Genomic DNA, 19,245 nt, shown 5'->3' on the forward strand with positions numbered 1-19,245 from the left:
CGCGGTGTGGCCGGCCGGCCCGCCGGTCAGACCCAGCCCGGCAGCCAGTTGTGCAGGCGCCAGAAGTCGTACGGGACGCTCATCCCCGTCCACAGCGGCAGGAAGAACGCCGAGACGAGGACGACGACGCCGAGGAAGATCAGGACGGTCCGCTGTCCCGACTGGCGGCGCGGGAGCGGATCCTCCCGGCGCCCGGCGATGATCCGCAGCGTGACGGTGAGCGCGAGCACGAGGAACGGCATCATCACGACCGTGTAGAACTGGAAGATCGTCCGGTCCGGGAACATCAGCCAGGGCAGATAGGTCACCGCGAGGCCCACGAGCGGGAGGCTGAGCGCCGGGCCGACCGGCTGCCGCGTGATCCAGCCGCGGACGAGGCGGTAGAGCAGGTACACGCTGGCCGCGACGCCGCCGTACCAGATGAGCGGGTTGGGGATCGCCGAGATCACGCCGATGCAGTGGTCGACGCCGCAGCCGGTGGGGTCGCTGTCGACCCACACGGCGGTCGGGCGGAGCAGGAAGGGCCACTCCCACGCCGGGCTCGCGTACGGGTGCCCGCGGGTGAGACCCACGTGGAAGCCGAGCATGGCCTCGTGGTAGTTCCACAGGGCGATGAGAGGGTTCGGATCGCTGCCGCGGTCGTAGCCGTTCGCCGTCACCAGCCATCCGGTCCAGCTCGCGAGGTAGACCGCGAACGCGGGGACGACGAGGAGGACGAACGACACCGGCCCCTGGCGGAAGACCGCGGACGCCGGCCACACGACGACCCCGCCGCGGCGCCGGGCGAGGGCGTCGGTGATGACGACGTAGAGTCCGAAGCCCGCGAGCACGTACAGCCCCGACCACTTCACCGCCGAGGCGGCGCCGAGTGCGAGCCCCGCGGCGACGAGCCAGGGACGGCGCCAGAGGATCGGTCCCCACAGCGGGTGCTCGTCGTCGTCGGGGTCCCGGCGTTCGAGCAGGGGGATCGTGCGCTGGCGGTCGATGAGAACGAACAGCACCCCCAGGAGCACGAAGAAGGTGAGGATGCCGTCGAGCAGGGCGATCCGGCTCATCACGATGCTCAGGCCGTCGATCGCGAGGAGCGTGCCGGCCACCGTCGCCGCCACGACCGAGCCGGTCAGCCGGCGCGCGATCAGGAAGACCAGCAGCACCGATCCCGCACCGAGCAGGGCGGTCGCCAGACGCCAGCCGGCGCTGTTGTCCGGGCCTCCGATGGCCATGCCGAGCGCGATGAGCCACTTCCCGAGGGGCGGGTGCACGATGAACGCGCCCTTGTTCGTCAGTGGGAGCTCCTGCAGGGTGACGAAGGCGTCGTTCGCGTTCTCACCCCACACCCCCTCGTAGCCGAGGCTCCACAGCGACCAGGCGTCCTTGACGTAGTAGGTCTCGTCGAAGGCGAGCTGGTGCGGGTGGCCGACGTTCGCCAGGCGCAGCACCGCCGCGAGAGCGGTGACCAGCAGCGGGGCAAGCCAGCCGATCGCCCGGCCCCAGTCCGGCGCGTTCAGCACGCGGTCGCGGAGCCGCTCGTAGCGCGTGAGCCGTTCCTCGGGGAGGGGCAGGAGGGGCTCGGGCGCGGTCACCGGTCCAGCCTAGACACACTCCGCTCTGTGCTCCCGGTATGCCGGCTCCGGTCCCGTCTCAGGTCCACGCCTAAGCTGGGCGGGTGATCATCCTCGCCGCGACCCCGATCGGAAACCTGGGCGATGCGTCGCGGCGCCTCGTGGAGGTGCTGGAGAACGCCGAGATCGTCGTGGCGGAGGACACCCGCACGACGCAGCGCCTCCTGCAGGCCCTCGCGATCGACAACCGGCCCCGGCTGATCGCGCTGCACGACCACAACGAGAAGCAGAAGGCCGCGGAGTTGGCCGCGCTCGCCGGGGAGACCGACCTCGTGGTGCTGAGCGATGCGGGCATGCCGACCGTGAGCGACCCGGGATACGGCCTCGTCGCCGAGGCGGTGGCGCAGGGGGTCACGGTGACCGCCATCCCGGGGCCCAGCGCGGTGCTCATGGCCCTGGCGATCTCGGGGCTGCCGACGGACCGCTTCACCTTCGAGGGGTTCCTGCCGCGGAAGCCGGGGGAGCGCCGGGCGACCCTTTCCGCCCTCGCCGCCGAGCCGCGCACGATGGTGTTCTTCGAGTCGCCCTCGCGCCTGGCGACGACCCTCACCGACATGGGGGCCGCTTTCGGCGCGGACCGCCGGATCGCCGTGTGCCGGGAGCTGACCAAGCTGTACGAGGAGGTCCGTCGTGGCACCGCGTCCGAGCTCGCTGCCTGGGCCGCCGACGGGGTGAAGGGCGAGATCGTGGTGGTCGTCGAGGGGGCGCCGCGGCGGGAGGCCTCCCCGGAGGACGCCCTCGCCCAGGTGCAGGCCCTGGTCGCGGACGGCACCCGCCTGAAGGATGCGGCCTCCGAGGTCGCGGCTCTGACCGGCTTGTCCTCCCGGGATCTGTATCAGGCGGCCCTCGCGGCGCGGTCGCGGTGACCCTCGTCGCAGATTCGCACCCCGGTCGTAGGGATGCGCGGGACGGCTGCGACATGAGCGCGGATCTGCGACCTCCCGCGGGACAGGATTCCCCCGCAGATTCGCACCGGGGTCGCAGGGATGCGGGGGACGTGTGCGACACGAGCCCGAGTCTGCGACCTCCCGGGGGAGAGGACCCGGTCGCGTGTGCCTACGACGCGAGGGCCGCGGAGTACCGGGAGGTCGCGGGAGACCTGGGGCTGATGGATCCTCGTGACCGGGAGCTCATCCGGCGCTGGCGCGATGAGACCCCGGGGCGGCTGCTCGACGCGGGCTGCGGCCCCGGGCACTGGACGGCCTTCCTGCATGGTGGTGAGGGCGCGGAGCCCGGAACCGGGCGGGACGTCGAGGGGATCGACCTCTCCGCGTCGTTCATCCACGGGGCGCGGACGCAGTATCCGCACCTCTCGTTCCATCACGGATCGTTCCGGACGCTGCCGCAGGCATCGGGCACGGTCGGCGGCGTCTTCGCGTGGTACTCCGTGATCCACACGCCTCCGGCCGAGCTCCCGGACGTGTTCGCGGAGTTCGCCCGGGTGCTCGCCCCTGGCGGGAGCCTGCTCCTCGGGTACTTCGTCGGCGAACCCCGGGTGATCTTTCCTCATGCCGTCGCCCCCGCGTTCTTCTGGACCGCGGAGGCCCTGTCCCCGCTGCTCGCCGCGGCCGGCCTCGAGCTGCAATGGTCCGAGACCCGCGAGCGCGAACCCGGCGAGATCAGCTCCCGCCCCCACGGAGCCCTCCGCGCCCTCCGTTCCTGACCCGCCCGTCCAGCTACCCCGTCACAGATCCGCGTCGCGTCGCAGATCCGCACCGTGTCGCAGAGACTGACTCCATCCCTGCGACACCGACGCGAATCCGCGCCGGCGCGCGGGCGGGGAAGGGGCAAGGGGAGGGGGAGACTGTCCTACGCTGACAGGACCAGGACCAGGACCAGGACCAGAACCAGAACCCGCGAGCGAGAGGAGTCCGCGTGAGCAAGGCCGCGACGGTGTACGACGTCGCCGACCGCGCCGGAGTGTCGATCGCGACCGTGTCGCGCGTGCTGCGCTCGCCGGAGGCCGTCCGTCCGGTGACCCGGGAGCGGGTGCTCGACGCGGTCGCCGCGCTGGGGTACGTCCCCAGTGGGAGCGCGCGGGGTCTCGCGGAACGCCGGACCGGGGTGCTGGGGCTGTACTTCCCGGGATTCGACGCCGCCGAGGACGCTCCGCCCCTCGACGTGCTGTCCGCCGCCGCCCGCCCGCCGTTCACGGTCGTGTCGGACGAACAGGACGCGCCGCACTCCTCGATGCTGTTCCTCGACGAAGTCCTCCGCGGCGCCGAGCTGGAGGCGTGGAAGCAGGGGTTCGTGCTCATGGTGGGCGTCGGCCGCGACGATCCCGACCGCTCCACCGTCCGCGACATGGCCGGCCGCGTGGACGGGCTCATGGTGCTCGCCCGCAGCGTGCCGGACGCCGTGCTCGCCCGGCTGGCGCGCCGTATCCCGGTGGTCGTGCTGTCCGGACCGCCGCGGGGTGATGCCTACGACCACGTCACGGTGAGCAACGTCGAGGCGATGGGGGAGCTGACCCGCCACGTGCTGTCCCAGGTCGGGGAGGGGGAGATCGCGTTCCTCGCCGGCCCGGCCGACTCACCCGACGCCGAGCAGCGGTGGGAGGGCGTGTCGACCGCGCTCGCCGCGGCGGGACGCGACGCGGCAGCGGTACGCATCCTCCGGGGCGACTTCACCCGCGACTCCGGCCGTCGGGCGGGGGAGGAACTCGCGCACGAGGGCGTGCCCGCCGCGCTCATCGCCGCCAACGACCAGATGGCCCTCGGGGCCATGGACGTGTTCCGAACCGCGGGGGTGCGGGTGCCTGACGACGTCCTCGTCACGGGGTTCGACGGCATCGAGGCGGCGACCCTGGTGTCGCCCCCGCTGACCACGATCCGGCAGCCGATGATCGAGCTCGGGCGCGCGGCGGTGCAGGTGCTCGCGCGACGGCTGGACCAGCCGGACGCCCCGCCGCTCACGACGCGTCTGCCCCTCCAGATCCTCCTCCGCGAGAGCTCCACGCGCCCCTCCTGAGCCGACGCGACCGCGCTGCCCCGAAGGGTCTCCTGGCTCACCACGGGGTTGCCGATTCAAAATGTATGCGCTTACAATCTGGTGTACGGCTTCGGCCGGCAGGACTCCCCACCCCCCGGGGCGCCCTTCATGACAGAGACGACATGAGGTCATCCAGTGGCAGAGACGCACACCTTCCGACGCTGGCGCCGCGCCGCCGTCGTGGGGCTCGCGGCCGCAGCGGTCGCGCTCAGCGGCTGCAGCATCCAGATCAGCTCGCAGCCCGACCCCTCGATCGGCGACGACACGATGCTCATCAACGCCGACAAGGGCAACCCGTTCTTCACGCAGAACTTCAACCCCTACCTCACGAACACCCGGACCGCCTCGCGGTGGATCTACGAGCCGCTCATCCTGGTGAACCCACTCGACGGTGAGCTCACCCCGTGGCTCGCGTCCGAGTGGACCCAGCCGGACGCACGCACGATCGTGATGACGGTCCGCGACGGCGTGGAGTGGAGCGACGGCGAGCCCCTCACCCCGGAGGACGTGGCCTTCACGTTCCAGCTCATCAAGGACGAGCCTTCGCTCGACATCAAGGGCGCGTGGCAGCACATCGACCGCATCGAGGTCGACGGCGACGACGTGGTGTTCCACCTCCAGGGCGAGGACGCGCCGTCGCTCTCGATCCTCGGGCAGACCATGATCGTGCCCGAGCACCTGTGGGCCGACGTGGAGGACCCGGCCACCTGGCGCAACGAGGAGCCGGTCGGCACCGGCCCGTTCGTACTCGGCAACTACAACGACCAGCAGTACTCGATGGACCGCAACCCGGACTACTGGCAGGCGGACAAGATCGAGATCGAGCACATCATCCTGCCGGCCACGAACACCCAGCTCGACACCGTAACCCGCGGTTACGACTGGGCCTACTCCTTCATCTCCGACGTCGAGGGCACCTGGGGAGCGGCGAGTCCCGACAACACCTGGTGGTTCCCGCCGGGCGGCGTCATCTCGCTCGTGCCCAACCTCGAGGTCGCCCCGTTCGACGACGTGAACGTCCGTCGCGGCATCGCGCTCGCGCTCGACCGGGAGGAGATCGCCGAGACCGCCTCCGAGGGGTACATGCAGCCCGCCGGGCAGACCGGCCTCATCCTGCCCAACCAGGAGAAGTACCTCGACCCGGAGATCCCGGACCAGGGCATGCTCGCGCAGGACCGCGACGCCGCGCTCGCGGCGTTCGCCGAGTCCGGGTACACCCTGCAGGGTGACCAGCTCGTCGGCCCGGACGGCGAGCAGCTCGCGTTCTCGCTGACCACGGCCAACGGGTACTCCGACTGGACGCGCGCCGCCCAGACCGTGCAGCGCCAGCTCGCGGACGTCGGCGTCAAGGTGTCGCTCAAGCTCCCGCAGCCCGCCGGCTACCAGAGCGCGATCGGCACCGGCGACTTCGAGATGGCGATCGGCGGCATGGGCAACGGCGACGTGTACCAGGCCTACAACAGCCTGCTCTCCAGCGACTTCTACGTGCCGGCCGGCGAGGTCACGACCAACAACTTCGAGCGCTACCGCTCCCCGGAGGCCGACGCCCTGCTGGAGGAGTACCGCGCCACGATCGACCCCGACCGCCAGACCGAGATCGTGCACGAGCTGCAGAGCATCGTGTACGAGCAGATCCCCGTGATCGGCCTGTACTACGGCGGGATCTGGGGTCTGTTCAACGACGCGAAGTTCACCGGCTGGCCCTCCGCGGACGATCCGTACATGATCCCGCAGAACTACGACTCGGCGCCGCTGGGCATCTTCACCCACCTGAAGCGCACGGACGGGGGAGACCAGTGAAGTACGTCCTCCAGAAGATCGGCCTGTTCCTGCTCACCCTGTGGGCCGCGATCACCCTGAACTTCTTCCTCCCGCGACTGATGCCCGGCTCTCCCGCCGACGCCGCGATCGCGAAGCTCTCCCAGAACGGTCCGGTCTCGGACGCCACGCGCGCCGCGATCGAGGCGCAGCTCGGGGTGCCGACCGGATCGCTGTGGGACCAGTACGTGGCCTACCTCGGCCAGGTCGTCCGGCTCGACTTCGGCGTCTCGTACACGTTCTACCCGCAGACCGTGTCGAGCATGGTCTCCACCGCGCTGCCCTACACGCTCGGCCTCGTCGGCATCGTCACGATCCTCGCCTTCGTGATCGGCACCCTCATCGGCGTGATGGCCGCCTGGCGGCGCGGCACCTGGCTGGACTCCCTGCCGACGCTCACCGGGTCGTTCCTCAGCACGTTCCCGTACTTCTGGACGGCGCTGCTGCTGCTGTTCTTCCTCGGCTACGTGCTGCACTGGTTCCCGACCACCGGCGCCTACTCGGCGACGACCACACCGGGCTTCACCTGGGACTTCATCGTCGACCTCGTCCGGCACGCGTTCCTGCCGGCGCTGACGATCCTGCTCACCTCCCTCGGCGGCTGGATCATCGGCATGCGCAACGCGATGATCAACACGCTCGGCGAGGACTACATCACTTTCGGCGAGGCGAACGGCCTCCGCGGCCGCACGATCGCCCTCCGCTACGCGGCCCGCAACGCGATCCTGCCGAACCTCACCGGCTTCGGGCTCACGCTCGGCGGCGTGGTGGGTGGCTCGATCCTCGTCGAGCAGGTGTTCGGATATCCGGGCATCGGCTACCTGCTCTTCAACGCCGTGATCGGGCAGGACTACCCGCTCATGCAGGCGCTCTTCCTGATGATCACCGTGAGCGTGCTCATCGCCAACTTCCTCGTGGACATCCTCTACGGGGTTCTCGACCCGAGGACTCGCCGATGACGACCCCGAACCCCACCCCCAGCACCGTGACCGTCAAGGTCCCCACCGCCCGCATCGCGGCGCCCAGCCCCTGGCGCGCCTTCGGCCGTATGGTCGGCACCCTGTGGTCCAACGGCAAGGCCCGCATCGGCCTCTGCCTCCTCGCGTTCTTCGTGCTCGTCGCCGTGTTCGCCCCGCTCCTGGCGCCCTACGGGCCGAAGGAGAATGGGTTCCCGCGCAACGCCGACGCCTCGTGGGAGCACTGGCTCGGCACGACCGCGGCAGGGGAGGACGTGCTCAGCCAGCTCATCTACGGCGCCCAGGTCAGCCTCCTCGTGGGATTCGCGGCCGGGCTCCTCTCCACGATCGTGGCCGTGCTGATCGGTCTGAGCTGGGGCTACATGCGCGGCTTCGCGGGTGAGGTCGTCGGGTTCATCGTGAACCTCTTCCTCGTGATCCCGGGCCTGCCGCTCATGATCGTGATCGCGGCCTACCTTCAGAACGGCGGCATCCTCATGATCATCGCCGTGATCGTCGTGACCGGCTGGGCCTGGGGCGCCCGCGTGCTGCGCAGCCAGACCCAGTCCCTCCGCGGCAACGACTTCGTCACCTCGGCGCAGTTCTCCGGCGACAGCAGGGCGCGGATCGTCTTCCGCGAGATCCTGCCGAACATGACGTCGATCATCGCCGGCACCCTCTTCGGAGCGGCGACGGCGGCGATCCTCGCCGAGGCGGGGCTGGAGTTCCTCGGCCTCGGCGACTCCAGCATCGTCAGCTGGGGCACGATGCTCTACTGGGCCCAGAACTCGAACTCCCTGCTCACCGGCCAGTGGCTGCTGCTGTTCGCGCCCGGTCTGTGCACCGCGCTGCTCGCCCTCAGCCTCACACTCATCAACTTCGGCGTGGACGGCATCTCCAATCCGCGCCTCCGCGAAGGGAAGGGCCGATGAGCGCCATGGAGCACGACGACATCCTCCTCGACGTCCAGTCGCTGTCCGTGGAGTACGCCTCCCCGGGCCAGGAGCCGGTGCCAGCTGTGCGCGACGTGTCGTTCGCGCTCCGGCGCGGCGAGTTCGTCGGGCTCGTCGGCGAGTCCGGGTCGGGCAAGTCCACGCTCGGCTTCGCGCTCACGCGGCTGCAGAAGCCGCCGGCGCGCATCAGCGGCGGACGCATCCTGTTCGACGGCCGCGACATCCGCGAGCTCGACGCCGAAGCACTGCGGCGTCAGCGGCAGGGGGGCTTCGCGATGGTGCTGCAGTCCGGCATGAACGCGCTGAACCCCGTGCGGACCGTGGGCAACCACTTCCGCGACATCTTCGCCGCGCATGGTCATGTGCCCGCCGAGCAGCGCCAGGCCAGGGCGCGGGAGCTCGTCGGCAAGGTGGGGCTCAAGCCGGAGGTGCTCGACCGGTACCCCGGTGAGCTCTCCGGCGGCATGCGACAGCGCGCCTCGATCGCCCTCGCCCTCTCGCTCGAACCCCAGTTGATGGTGTTCGACGAGCCCACCACGGCGCTCGACGTCCTCGTCCAGCACGCGGTCATGGACACCATCCAGGAGCTGCAGCGGTCCGAGCGCTTCACGGCGATCCTCATCAGCCACGACCTCGGAATCGTCCTCGAGGCGACCGACCGGGTCATGGTCATGCACGAGGGCCGCATCGTGGAGGACGCCCGCAGTCAGGACATCCTGCACCGCCCGCAGGACGAGTACACCCGGATGCTGCTGAGCCACTACGCCGACCCGCGCGCCGAGAAGATCGAGATCCCCGGGTTCGTCGATCTCGGCACCCGTCGCCGGGAGGGACGCAGCCGTACGGACGTCACCGAGACCCTGCCGACCGTATCGCCGCGGGACGCCCGGCGGGCCGATGCCGCGATCGTCGTGGAGGGCGTGACCAAGCGCTATCCGGCACCGCGCCGCGGTCAGGACCCGGTCGTCGCGGTCGACGACGTGTCCTTCCGCCTGGAGCCGGGGGAGGCGCTGGCGCTGGTCGGTGCCTCCGGCTCGGGCAAGTCGACGATCGCGAAGATGCTCACCGGCGTCGAGAAGCCGACCTCCGGTCGCATCCGCTTCGGCGACACCGATGTGGCGTCCTTGAAGCGCCGCGGGCTCCGCGACCTCCGCAAGGACGTGCAGATGGTGTTCCAGGATCCGTACGCGGCCCTGAACCCGCTGCACACCGTCGAGTACGCCCTCACCCGCCCGGTCCTGAACTACACGAGGCTGCGCGGGGCGGAGGCCAGGGCCCGGGTGCTCGAACTGCTGGAGACGGTGGGCCTGACGCCCGTCGAGCAGTTCGCCGCCAAGCTGCCGCACCAGCTCTCCGGCGGGCACCGGCAGCGCGTGGTGATCGCCAGAGCGCTCGCGAGCGATCCGCAGGTGCTCATCGCGGACGAGCCGGTGTCGATGCTCGACGTGTCGCTCCGCGCCGGCGTGCTCGCGCTGCTGGAGGACCTCCGCGAACGGTGGGGCATCAGCATGCTCTACATCACCCACGATCTGCTGAGCGCGCGGCTCGTCACCGAGAACATCCTCGTGCTCAACAGCGGCCGCGTCGTCGAGCGTGGCGAGACCTCCCAGGTGCTGCAGCATCCGGAGGACCCGTACACGGTCGAACTGCTCGACGCCGTGCCGAACCCCGCCCGCGCCCGCTGACGCGCACCGAACGACTGCAAGAGAGAGAGAGGAGCGCATCCGTGCTCGCATTCCCCGACGGCTTCCTCTGGGGCGCCGCGACCGCCGCCCATCAGGTGGAGGGCAACAACACCACGAGCAACTGGTGGGCGATGGAACACGCCCCCGAATCGCCCATGGTCGAGCCCTCCGGTGACGCCGCCGACCATTTCCACCGCTACCCGGAGGACATGCGGCTGCTCGCCGAGGCCGGGCTGAACTCCTACCGCTTCTCGGTCGAGTGGGCGCGGATCGAGCCGGAGCGCGGGTTCGTCTCGCGGGCGATGCTCGACCACTACCGCCGCATGATCGACACCGCCAGGGAGAACGGGCTGGACCCGACGGTCACCCTCATGCACTTCACGGTGCCGCAGTGGTTCCAGAAGGACGGCTTCTGGCGTGCCGACGACGCGGTGGACCTGTTCTCCCGCTATGTGGAGACCGTGCTGCCGATCCTCGACGGCGTGCGCTACGTGTGCACGATCAACGAGCCGAACATCGCGGCGATGCTGGCCGGGGGCGAGGACGCGGCGAACCTCGTCGCCTACGGCCTGCCGAACCCCGACCTCGGCGTCGCGGACACCCTGCTGACGGCCCACCGGCGCGCGTCCGAGATCCTGCACACGGTGCCAGGGGTGCAGGCGGGCTGGACGATCGCCACCCAGGCCTTCCACTCCACGGGCGAGCCCGGCGCCGACGAGATGCTCGCGACGTACGGCGACCCGCGCGACCACTGGTACCTGGAGCAGTCCGCAGGCGACGACTTCGTGGGCGTGCAGGCCTACACCCGCACGTTCATCGGTCCGGAGGGGCCGCTGCCGGTGTCGCCGGACGTGGAGACGACGCTCACGGGCTGGGAGTTCTTCCCCGAGGCCCTCGAGCTGGGAGTCCGGAGCGCGTGGGAGCGAAGCGGCGGCGTCCCCGTGCTCGTCACGGAGAACGGCATCGCGACGGCCGACGACACCCGGCGCATCGCCTACACGCAGGGCGCGCTGGAGGGGCTCCACCGCGCCATCAGCGACGGTATCGAGGTCCGCGCCTACCAGCACTGGAGCGCGCTGGACAACTACGAATGGGCGAGTGGATTCCGGCCGACGTTCGGTCTCATCGGCTTCGACCACGAGACCTTCGAGCGGTTCCCGAAGCCCTCGCTGGCCTGGCTCGGCGAGGTCGCCCGCCGCAATGGGCTCTGACGAGCCGCACGGCGTAACCACGGGCATGGGGGCACCTAGAATTGTCCCCATGCCCGCTGGCGACTCCTTCTACATCACCACGCCCATTTACTACCCCTCCGATGTGCCGCACATCGGTCACGGGTACACGACGGTGGCCGTCGACACCCTCGCACGGTGGCACCGCCAGGCGGGCGACGACACCTGGATGCTGACGGGCACCGACGAGCACGGTCAGAAGATGCTGCGGGCCGCGGCCGCCAACGGCGTCACCCCGCAGGAGTGGGTCGACAAGCTCGTCAGCGAGAGCTGGTTCCCGCTGCTGAAGACCCTCGACGTCGCGAACGACGACTTCATCCGCACTACGCAGGAGCGGCACGAGACGAACGTGCAGACGTTCTTCCAGCGGCTCTACGACCGCGGGTACATCTACGCGGGCGAGTACGAGGCGCTCTACTGTGTGGGCTGCGAGGAGTTCAAGCCGGAGTCGGAGATCGTCGACGGCACCGGTCCCTTCGAGGGGCTGAAGGTCTGCGCCATCCACTCCAAGCCGCTCGAGCTGCTGCAGGAGAAGAACTACTTCTTCAAGCTCAGCGAGTTCCAGGACCGCCTGCTCGAGCTCTACAAGACCGAGCCCGATTTCGTGCGGCCGGACTCGGCGCGCAACGAGGTCGTCTCCTTCGTGAGCCAGGGCCTCAAGGACCTCTCGATCTCCCGCTCGACCTTTGACTGGGGCATCCCGCTGCCGTGGGACGAGTCGCACGTCATCTACGTGTGGGTCGACGCGCTGCTCAACTACGCCACGGCCGTCGGCTACGGCTCCGACGAGGAGACCTTCGCGCGCCGCTGGCCCGCGTACCACGTGGTCGGCAAGGACATCCTGCGCTTCCACGCCGTGATCTGGCCGGCGCTGCTGATGGCGGCGGGGCTCGATGTGCCGAAGGGCGTCTTCGCGCACGGCTGGCTGCTCGTGGGTGGCGAGAAGATGTCGAAGTCGAAGCTCACCGGCATCGCGCCGACCGAGATCACCGACGTCTTCGGCTCCGACGCGTACCGCTTCTACTTCCTGTCGGCGATCGCGTTCGGTCAGGACGGCTCGTTCTCCTGGGAGGACCTGTCCGCGCGGTACCAGGCCGAGCTCGCGAACGGCTTCGGCAACCTCGCCTCGCGCACGACCGCGATGATCGAGAAGTACTTCGAGGGCGTCGTGCCGCCGGCGGCCGAGTACACCGAGGCCGACCTCGCGATCCAGCAGATCGTCGCGGACGCCGCGACGAAGGCGGATGCGGCGATCGGCCAGTTCCGCATCGACGAGGCGATCTCCGCGATCTGGACCATCGTCGACGCGCTCAACGGGTACATCACCGAGAACGAGCCGTGGGCGCTCGCCCGCGACGAGGACCAGCGCGAGCGTCTGGGCACTGTGCTCTACACGTGCGCCGAGGGGCTGCGGGCGCTCGCCGTGCTGCTGTCGCCGGTGATGCCGCAGTCGACCGAGAAGCTGTGGATCGCGCTCGGCGCCGCGGAGTCCCTGGGGCGGCTGCAGGACCAGCCGATCCGCGAGGCGGGCGCCTGGGGCGTGCTGAAGCCGGGCACGAGCGTCAACGGCCTCGCGCCGCTGTTCCCGCGCGTGGAGTCCACGGCCTGACATCCGGGCAGGACACCATGGCGGAGACCTACGTGCGCGAGCGCTCGGGCGACGGGCGCAAGGACCGGACCTATCCGGCGGCCCCGGAGCCCCTCGCGGTGCCCGTGTACGACAACCACGCGCACCTCGAGATCGCCGATGGCCCTTCGACAGGCTCAGGGACCCAGGCTTCGACAGGCTCAGGGACCCAGGCTTCGACGGGCTCAGGGACCCAGGGGCTTTCGCTCACCGAGCAGCTCGACCGGGCGGAGGCCGTCGGCGTCATCGGCGTCGTGCAGGCGTCCGGAGACATCGAGTCGTCCCGATGGGCGGTCGAGGCCGCCGCGTCCGACCCCCGGGTCCTCGCCGCGGTCGCCATCCACCCGAACGATGCCCCGACGTACGCGGAGGAGGGGCGCCTCGACGAGGCGCTCGCGGTCATCGACGAGCTCGCCGCGCATCCGCGCACGCGCGCGATCGGCGAGACCGGGCTCGACTTCTTCCGCACCGAACCGGAGCGCCGTGCGCCGCAGTTCGCCTCGTTCGAGGCGCATATCGCGCTCGCGAAGAAGCACGGCATCGCGATGCAGATCCACGACCGGGATGCGCACGAGGCCGTGCTGGAGACGCTGACGCGGGTCGGGGCCCCCGAGCGCACCGTGTTCCACTGCTTCTCCGGCGACGAGGCGATGGCCCGGGTGTGCGCCGACGCGGGCTACTACCTGTCGTTCGCCGGGAACGTGACGTTCAAGAACGCGCAGAACCTGCGCGACGCGCTGAAGGTCACCCCGCTCGACCGCCTCCTCGTCGAGACGGACGCTCCGTTCCTCACGCCGGTCCCGCTGCGGGGCCGCCCGAACGCGCCGTACCTCGTGCCGATCACGGTGCGCTTCCTGGCCGCGGAGCTCGACCTGGACGTGGACGAGCTGTCCGCGCAGCTCGCCGAGAACACGTTGCGGGTCTACGGCTCGTTCGCCGACTGACCCTCCGGATCGACGTCCTCGGGCCCGGTCTCGGCGACGGGCTTGGCACTGACGATGTGCGAGATGGGCTTCCACACCAGCACCAGGGTGATCGCCGCCCCGCCGAACGCGAACCACCACGGCGCCGTCAGGCCCCAGGTCTGCGCGATGACGCCGCCGAGGGCCTGGCCGACGATCATGCCGCCGAACACGCCGACCATGTTGACCGAGGCCACGCGCCCCTGGAGGGAGGCGGGGACGAGGCGCTGCCGGACGGTCGTGGAGATCGTGCCCCACACGAAGGCGTACGCCCCGAAGAAGAACATGATGATGAGGGCCACCGTGCCCGTGGTGGTCAGCGCGAACGCGAGATGCATGAGCACCTCGAGGGAGAGGACGATCCGCATCAGGCTCGCGAACGACACGTGCCGTTCCAGCCAGCCGAAGCTCAGCGTCGCGAGGATGCCGCCCGCCGCGGACGCCGTGGTGAGCGCGCCGTAGCCCACGGGCCCCATCTGCAGGTGCTCGGTGGCGTAGAGCACGAGCACGCCCCACGGCGCGGCCCAGGTCACGTTGAAGACGAGGATGATGAGCACGAGCATGCGCACCGGCGGATTGCGCCACAGCCAGCGCAGACCCTCCGCGATGTCGGTGTGCACCGGCGGGTGGGTCTCGGTCTCCCGCGGCGGGACGGGCGTGCGCGCCATGCGGGAGATGAGGACGATCGCGAGCGTCACGCACAGCACCTCGACGAGGAACGGCCATGCGCTCCCGGCGGCGAAGAGGAACGCGCCCAGCGGCGGCCCGGCGAACTGGTTGGCCACGAGATACCCGGCCTGCAGGCGCGCGTTCCCGATGCCGAGGTCTGCCGGCTTCACGAGCATCGGCAGCAATGTGCTCCCCGCGGTGTCGACGAAGACCTCGGCGGTGCCGTAGAGGAACGCGACGGCCAGGACGATCCCGATGTTCGCGGTTCCCGTCACGAGGAACACGCAGAGCGCCGCGAGCACGACGGCGCGCACGGCGTTGGCGGTCATCACCAGGCGCCGCCGATCGAAGCGGTCGGCGATGGCCCCCGCGTGCAGTCCGAAGAGCAGCCACGGCAGGAACTGCAGGATGGCGCCGGAGGCCACGAGGATCGGCGACGACGTCATCGACGCGATGAGCAGGGGAGCGGCGGCCAACGCCACACCGTCTCCGATGTTGCTCGTCCACGATGACGCGAGCAGCCAGCGGAAATCCCTGCCCAGGCGCCGCGGAGCGATCAGTTCACCGAGGGAGGGCACCTCCGAAGGATAGCGATGATCACGGACATCACCCAGGAACCGGGCACGGCCCGTCATCCGGGAGAATGGGACCATGACCGTCACCTTGCTCGGGGCCACCGAGATCCGCCGTCTGGCCGCCGAGCTCGATGTCACCCCCACCAAGAAGCTCGGACAGAACTTCGTCGTCGACGCGAACACCGTCCGCAAGATCGTCCAGGCCGCCCGCGTGCAGCCGGGGGAGCGGGTGGTCGAGGTCGGACCGGGACTCGGGTCGCTGACCCTCGCGATCCTCGAGGCGGGGGCCGCGGTCACCGCCGTGGAGATCGACCACCGCCTGGCCGCCCGCCTGCCGCAGACCGCGGCCGAGCACGGCGTGCCGGAGGGGATGCTGAAGGTGGTCGACGCGGACGCCCTCCGCGTGATGGAGCTGCCCGGCGAGCCGACCGTCCTCGTCGCGAACCTGCCGTACAACGTGTCGGTGCCCGTCCTGCTGCACTTCCTGGAGACCTTCCCGTACCTGCAGCGGGGCGTCGTGATGGTGCAGGCGGAGGTGGCCGAGCGGCTCGCCGCGAAGCCGGGGTCGAAGATCTACGGCTCGCCGAGCGTCAAGGCCGCCTGGTACGGCGAGTGGAAGCTCACCGGGAACGTCTCCCGCCAGGTGTTCTGGCCGGTGCCGAACGTGGACAGTCTCCTCGTCGGCTTCGACCGCTCCGAGGGCGAGCGCGGCCCGGTGGAGGAGCGCCGGCGCACCTTCGCCATCGTGGACGCGGCCTTCAACCAGCGGCGCAAGATGCTCCGGCAGGCCCTCTCCGGCCTCTTCGGCAGCTCGGCCGCGGCAACCGAGGCGCTCACCGCCGCCGGCGTCGCGCCGACCGCCCGCGGGGAGGACCTCACGGTCGACGACTACCAGCGGATCGCCCAGCACGCAACGGCGATCGAGGGTTCCGGCGTCAGCGGCTAATCTGGCACGGTGACCGACTCCCCCCGCTTCCGCCCCGACGTCCCCGAACTGCACCGTCCGTACGCCGCCGACGAGGGCCGCTACGGACGGTTCGCCTACCGTCAGGTGGGCGCCTCCGGCCTCTACCTGCCCCCGATCTCGCTGGGCCTCTGGTGGAACTTCGGCGACAACATCCCTCTCGACAATCAGCGCGCGCTCCTTCGCCACGCGTTCGACCACGGGATCACGCACTTCGACCTGGCGAACAACTACGGCCCGCCGTACGGCTCGGCCGAGAAGAACTTCGGCCGCATCTTCGCGGAGGACCTGCGTCCGTACCGCGACGAGCTGATCATCTCGTCCAAGGCCGGCTGGGACATGTGGCCCGGACCGTACGGCGACTACGCGAGCCGGAAGTACATCCTCGCGAGCGCCGAGCAGTCCCTCACCCGCATGGGGCTGGACTACGTCGACATCTTCTACTCGCACCGCGTCGACCCGGTCACCCCGATCGCCGAGACGGTCGGCGCGCTCGACACCCTCGTCCGCCAGGGCAAGGCGCTGTACGTCGGCATCTCCTCGTACAGCGCGGAGCGCACGGCCGAGGCCGTCGCCGTGGCGAAGGAGCTGGGGACGCCCCTGGTCATCCACCAGCCCGCGTACTCGATCCTCAACCGCTGGATCGAGGACGGCCTCACGCAGACCCTGGAGGAGTCGGGCCTCGGCGCCATCGCCTTCACCCCGCTCGCCCAGGGGCTGCTCACCGACAAGTACCTCGGCGACGGCACGGCCGAACGTGCACAGCAGCGCGGTTCGCTGCCGAACGGCAAGCTGTCCGAGGACGCGGTCCAGACGCTCCGGGCGCTGAACGAGGTCGCGCAGGGCCGGGGGCAGTCGCTCGCCCAGCTCGCGCTGCAGTGGACGCTGCGCACCCCGGTCGTGGCCTCGGCGCTCATCGGCGCCTCCCGGACGGAGCAGCTCGACGAGAACCTCGCCGCCCTCGACGGTCCCGCCTTCACCGACGAGGAGCTCCGCCGCATCGACGAACTCGCCGGCGCCATCGACGTGAACCTGTGGGCGACCTCCTCGGACCTGTGACCCGCTCATGAGCCTCGCCGCGTCCTCCGGGTCCGTGCACGTGCGCGCGCCGGGGAAGATCAACGTCTACCTCGGTGTCGGCGGGCGCCATGACGACGGCTATCACGCCCTCGCGACGGTCTTCCAGGCGGTGTCGCTGTACGAGGACGTGATCGCCCGCGAGGCCGACGACTTCTCGATCACGGTGACCGGGGTGGAGGACGACGGCTCGGTTCCGCTCGACGACCGGAACCTCGCGATGCGGGCCGCCAAGCTGCTGGCGACGGCGACGGATCACCCCGGCGGGGTCGCGCTGCAGATCCGCAAGAGCGTCCCGGTCGCCGGTGGCATGGGCGGGGGCTCCGCGGACGCCGCGGCCGCCCTGGTCGCCTGCGACGCCCTGTGGGGCACGGGACTCTCCGCGGCGCGCTTGCACGACCTCGCCGCGCGACTCGGTGCGGATGTCCCCTTCGCGTTGCACGGCGGCACCGCCGTGGGCACCGGCCGCGGCGATCAGCTCAACCCGGCGCTCGCCCGCGGGCGCTTCGACTGGCTGCTCGTGACCAGCGACGAGGGGCTGTCCACGCCCGCCGTGTACACCCGGCTCGACGAGCTGCGCGAGGAGGAGGGGGCTCTCGCCGACGATCCGCCGCTCTCGCTCGACGTGCCGATCCCGGTGCTGCAGGCGCTGCGGACCGGAGACGCCTGGCAGCTCGCCGACGCACTCCACAACGATCTCCAGGCGGCCGCGCTCGACCTGCGACCGGATCTGGCGCAGACCATCGAACGCGGGGTCGCTGCCGGTGCGCTGCACGGTCTGGTGTCCGGCTCGGGGCCGACCGTGGCCCTCCTCTGCGCGGATCCCGAGTCCGCGCAGGCGGTGCAGACGGCCCTCCGCGAGGATGGTCTCGATCCGCTGCACGTGCACGGCGCCGTCCCCGGGGCCCGCATCATCGGCTGAGCCTGCCCCGCTCCCTGGCGTCCGAGCCGCGAGGAGCGTGCGCGCGGTCGAGGTGCACCCGACGGGTCATCGCAGACATAATGAAGTAGTCATGTGACCGTGCACACGCGAGGAGGCTGGATGTCCACCTCCTCCGAGCGTGCCCGCATGCCGAGCATCCGCGACGTCGCCCGTCTCGCCGGCGTCTCGCATCAGACCGTCTCCCGGGTGCTCAACGATCATCCCAGCATCCGCCCCGAGACCAAGGCGAAGGTGCTCGACGCGATCGCCGTGCTCGACTACCGTCCCAATCTCGCGGCGCGCGCGCTCGTGACGAGCAAGTCGAACATGCTCGGCATCCTCTCCGCGACGATCGGGGAGTTCGGGCCGACGTCGTCCATCGCCGGGATCGAGGACGCGGCGCGCGAGGAGGGGTACTCCGTCTCGACGCTCAACCTCCCCGCGACCACGCCGGAGGCGATCGGAAACGCGGTCCGCCAGCTCGAACGCGAGCAGGTCGACGGCATCGTCGTGCTCGCGCCGCAGGTGCGCGTCTTCCATGTCCTGCGCGGCATGAACGTCACCATGCCCTTCGTGACCCTGCAGACCGCCTCGGGGTCGGACGGCGTCAGCCTCTCCGCCGACCAGGTGGCGGGGGCGAAAGCGGCGACCGAGCACCTGATCGCGCTCGGTCACAGCGACATCCTCCATCTCGCCGGGCCGCAGGACTGGATCGAGGCGGAGTCCCGGATGCGCGGGTATCTGGATGCGCTCCGCGACGCCGACCTGCCCACGTTCCCGCCGATCCGCGGGGACTGGACGGCCGACTTCGGCTACTTCGCCGGCAAGGAGCTGTCCCTGCGGCGCGACTTCACGGCAGTGTTCGCGGCCAACGACCTCATGGCCATCGGGCTGCTGCACGGGTTCCGCGACGCCGGGGTGCGCGTGCCGCACGACGTGAGCGTGATCGGTTTCGACGACATCCCGGTCGCGGCGCACGTGGCGCCGACGCTGAGCACGGTGCATCAGGACTTCCCCGAGCTCGGGCGGCGCGCCGTGCGGATCCTCCTCGCCGAGATCCGCGGCGAGAAGACCCCCGCGTTCGGGCCGCTGCAGACCCTCCTGCGGGCGCGCGAATCCGCTGCATCACGGTAGCGACACGAAAACACGCCGCGGACTTGACACCGCTCCCGCGGAAGACGACGATATACCGATG

General features: G+C 70.5%; 16 protein-coding genes. 14 read left to right on the top strand and 2 right to left on the bottom strand.

The window, feature by feature from the left end; translation table 11 throughout:
* Positions 1 to 26: 26 nt before the first annotated feature.
* Positions 27 to 1,583: a dolichyl-phosphate-mannose--protein mannosyltransferase gene (locus tag AUV07_RS12145; protein ID WP_062636469.1), complete on the bottom strand. Its 1,557-nt coding sequence runs from the start codon at positions 1,581 to 1,583 to the stop codon at positions 27 to 29.
* Between the two features lie 83 nt (positions 1,584 to 1,666).
* Here AUV07_RS12145 and rsmI point away from each other — a divergent pair, with 83 nt between their 5' ends.
* From rsmI to AUV07_RS12195, 10 genes are all read left to right on the top strand, one after another.
* Entirely contained in the window at positions 1,667 to 2,488 is an 822-nt protein-coding gene (gene rsmI / locus AUV07_RS12150; protein ID WP_062636470.1) for a 16S rRNA (cytidine(1402)-2'-O)-methyltransferase, read from the top strand.
* Positions 2,489 to 2,619: 131 nt separating this feature from the next.
* Complete coding sequence (locus AUV07_RS12155; protein ID WP_197462143.1) at positions 2,620 to 3,285, top strand: class I SAM-dependent methyltransferase; 666 nt, start codon at positions 2,620 to 2,622, stop codon at positions 3,283 to 3,285.
* Between the two features lie 212 nt (positions 3,286 to 3,497).
* Positions 3,498 to 4,592, top strand: a complete 1,095-nt coding sequence (locus AUV07_RS12160) for a LacI family DNA-binding transcriptional regulator (protein ID WP_082802938.1) — start codon at positions 3,498 to 3,500, stop codon at positions 4,590 to 4,592.
* A gap of 156 nt (positions 4,593 to 4,748) precedes the next feature.
* Positions 4,749 to 6,413, top strand: coding sequence for an ABC transporter substrate-binding protein (locus AUV07_RS12165; RefSeq protein ID WP_062636472.1), 1,665 nt, complete (start codon positions 4,749 to 4,751; stop codon positions 6,411 to 6,413).
* On the top strand, positions 6,410 to 7,390 hold the full coding sequence (locus AUV07_RS12170) for an ABC transporter permease (protein WP_062636474.1): 981 nt from the start codon (positions 6,410 to 6,412) through the stop codon (positions 7,388 to 7,390). The genes AUV07_RS12165 and AUV07_RS12170 overlap by 4 nt, the downstream gene beginning before the upstream one ends.
* Entirely contained in the window at positions 7,387 to 8,319 is a 933-nt protein-coding gene (locus AUV07_RS12175; protein ID WP_062636476.1) for an ABC transporter permease, read from the top strand. Before AUV07_RS12170 ends, AUV07_RS12175 begins: the two co-directional genes overlap by 4 nt.
* A gap of 5 nt (positions 8,320 to 8,324) precedes the next feature.
* Positions 8,325 to 10,025 carry an ABC transporter ATP-binding protein gene (locus AUV07_RS12180; protein WP_082802939.1) on the top strand — a complete coding sequence of 567 codons (1,701 nt, stop codon included), beginning with the start codon at positions 8,325 to 8,327 and terminating at the stop codon, positions 10,023 to 10,025.
* Between the two features lie 41 nt (positions 10,026 to 10,066).
* A complete protein-coding gene (locus AUV07_RS12185; RefSeq protein WP_062636480.1) occupies positions 10,067 to 11,236 on the top strand; it encodes a glycoside hydrolase family 1 protein in 1,170 nt (389 codons plus the stop codon).
* Positions 11,237 to 11,285: 49 nt separating this feature from the next.
* Positions 11,286 to 12,863: a methionine--tRNA ligase gene (metG, locus tag AUV07_RS12190; protein WP_062636482.1), complete on the top strand. Its 1,578-nt coding sequence runs from the start codon at positions 11,286 to 11,288 to the stop codon at positions 12,861 to 12,863.
* A gap of 17 nt (positions 12,864 to 12,880) precedes the next feature.
* On the top strand, positions 12,881 to 13,825 hold the full coding sequence (locus AUV07_RS12195) for a TatD family hydrolase (RefSeq protein ID WP_062636484.1): 945 nt from the start codon (positions 12,881 to 12,883) through the stop codon (positions 13,823 to 13,825).
* Here the strand turns inward: AUV07_RS12195 and AUV07_RS12200 are convergent.
* Positions 13,804 to 15,090: an MFS transporter gene (locus AUV07_RS12200; RefSeq protein WP_062636890.1), complete on the bottom strand. Its 1,287-nt coding sequence runs from the start codon at positions 15,088 to 15,090 to the stop codon at positions 13,804 to 13,806. The two genes, AUV07_RS12195 and AUV07_RS12200, sit on opposite strands and share 22 nt — an antisense overlap.
* 73 nt (positions 15,091 to 15,163) lie before the next feature.
* On the opposite strand from AUV07_RS12200, the gene rsmA reads away from it, so the two are divergent.
* From rsmA to AUV07_RS12220, 4 genes are all read left to right on the top strand, one after another.
* Positions 15,164 to 16,033, top strand: coding sequence for a 16S rRNA (adenine(1518)-N(6)/adenine(1519)-N(6))-dimethyltransferase RsmA (gene rsmA, locus AUV07_RS12205; RefSeq protein WP_062636486.1), 870 nt, complete (start codon positions 15,164 to 15,166; stop codon positions 16,031 to 16,033).
* A 9-nt stretch (positions 16,034 to 16,042) separates the two neighbouring features.
* Positions 16,043 to 17,110 carry an L-glyceraldehyde 3-phosphate reductase gene (mgrA, locus tag AUV07_RS12210; RefSeq protein WP_062636487.1) on the top strand — a complete coding sequence of 356 codons (1,068 nt, stop codon included), beginning with the start codon at positions 16,043 to 16,045 and terminating at the stop codon, positions 17,108 to 17,110.
* A 7-nt stretch (positions 17,111 to 17,117) separates the two neighbouring features.
* The gene (locus AUV07_RS12215) at positions 17,118 to 18,050 is read left to right on the top strand and encodes a 4-(cytidine 5'-diphospho)-2-C-methyl-D-erythritol kinase (protein WP_062636489.1); all 933 of its coding nucleotides are present in this window, start codon (positions 17,118 to 17,120) and stop codon (positions 18,048 to 18,050) included.
* A gap of 120 nt (positions 18,051 to 18,170) precedes the next feature.
* Complete coding sequence (locus AUV07_RS12220) at positions 18,171 to 19,184, top strand: LacI family DNA-binding transcriptional regulator (protein WP_082802940.1); 1,014 nt, start codon at positions 18,171 to 18,173, stop codon at positions 19,182 to 19,184.
* The last annotated feature ends 61 nt before the right edge of the window (positions 19,185 to 19,245 follow it).

Origin of the sequence: Microbacterium sp. CH1 (assembly GCF_001595495.1) — a bacterium.
Taxonomy (GTDB): Bacteria; Actinomycetota; Actinomycetes; order Actinomycetales; family Microbacteriaceae; genus Microbacterium.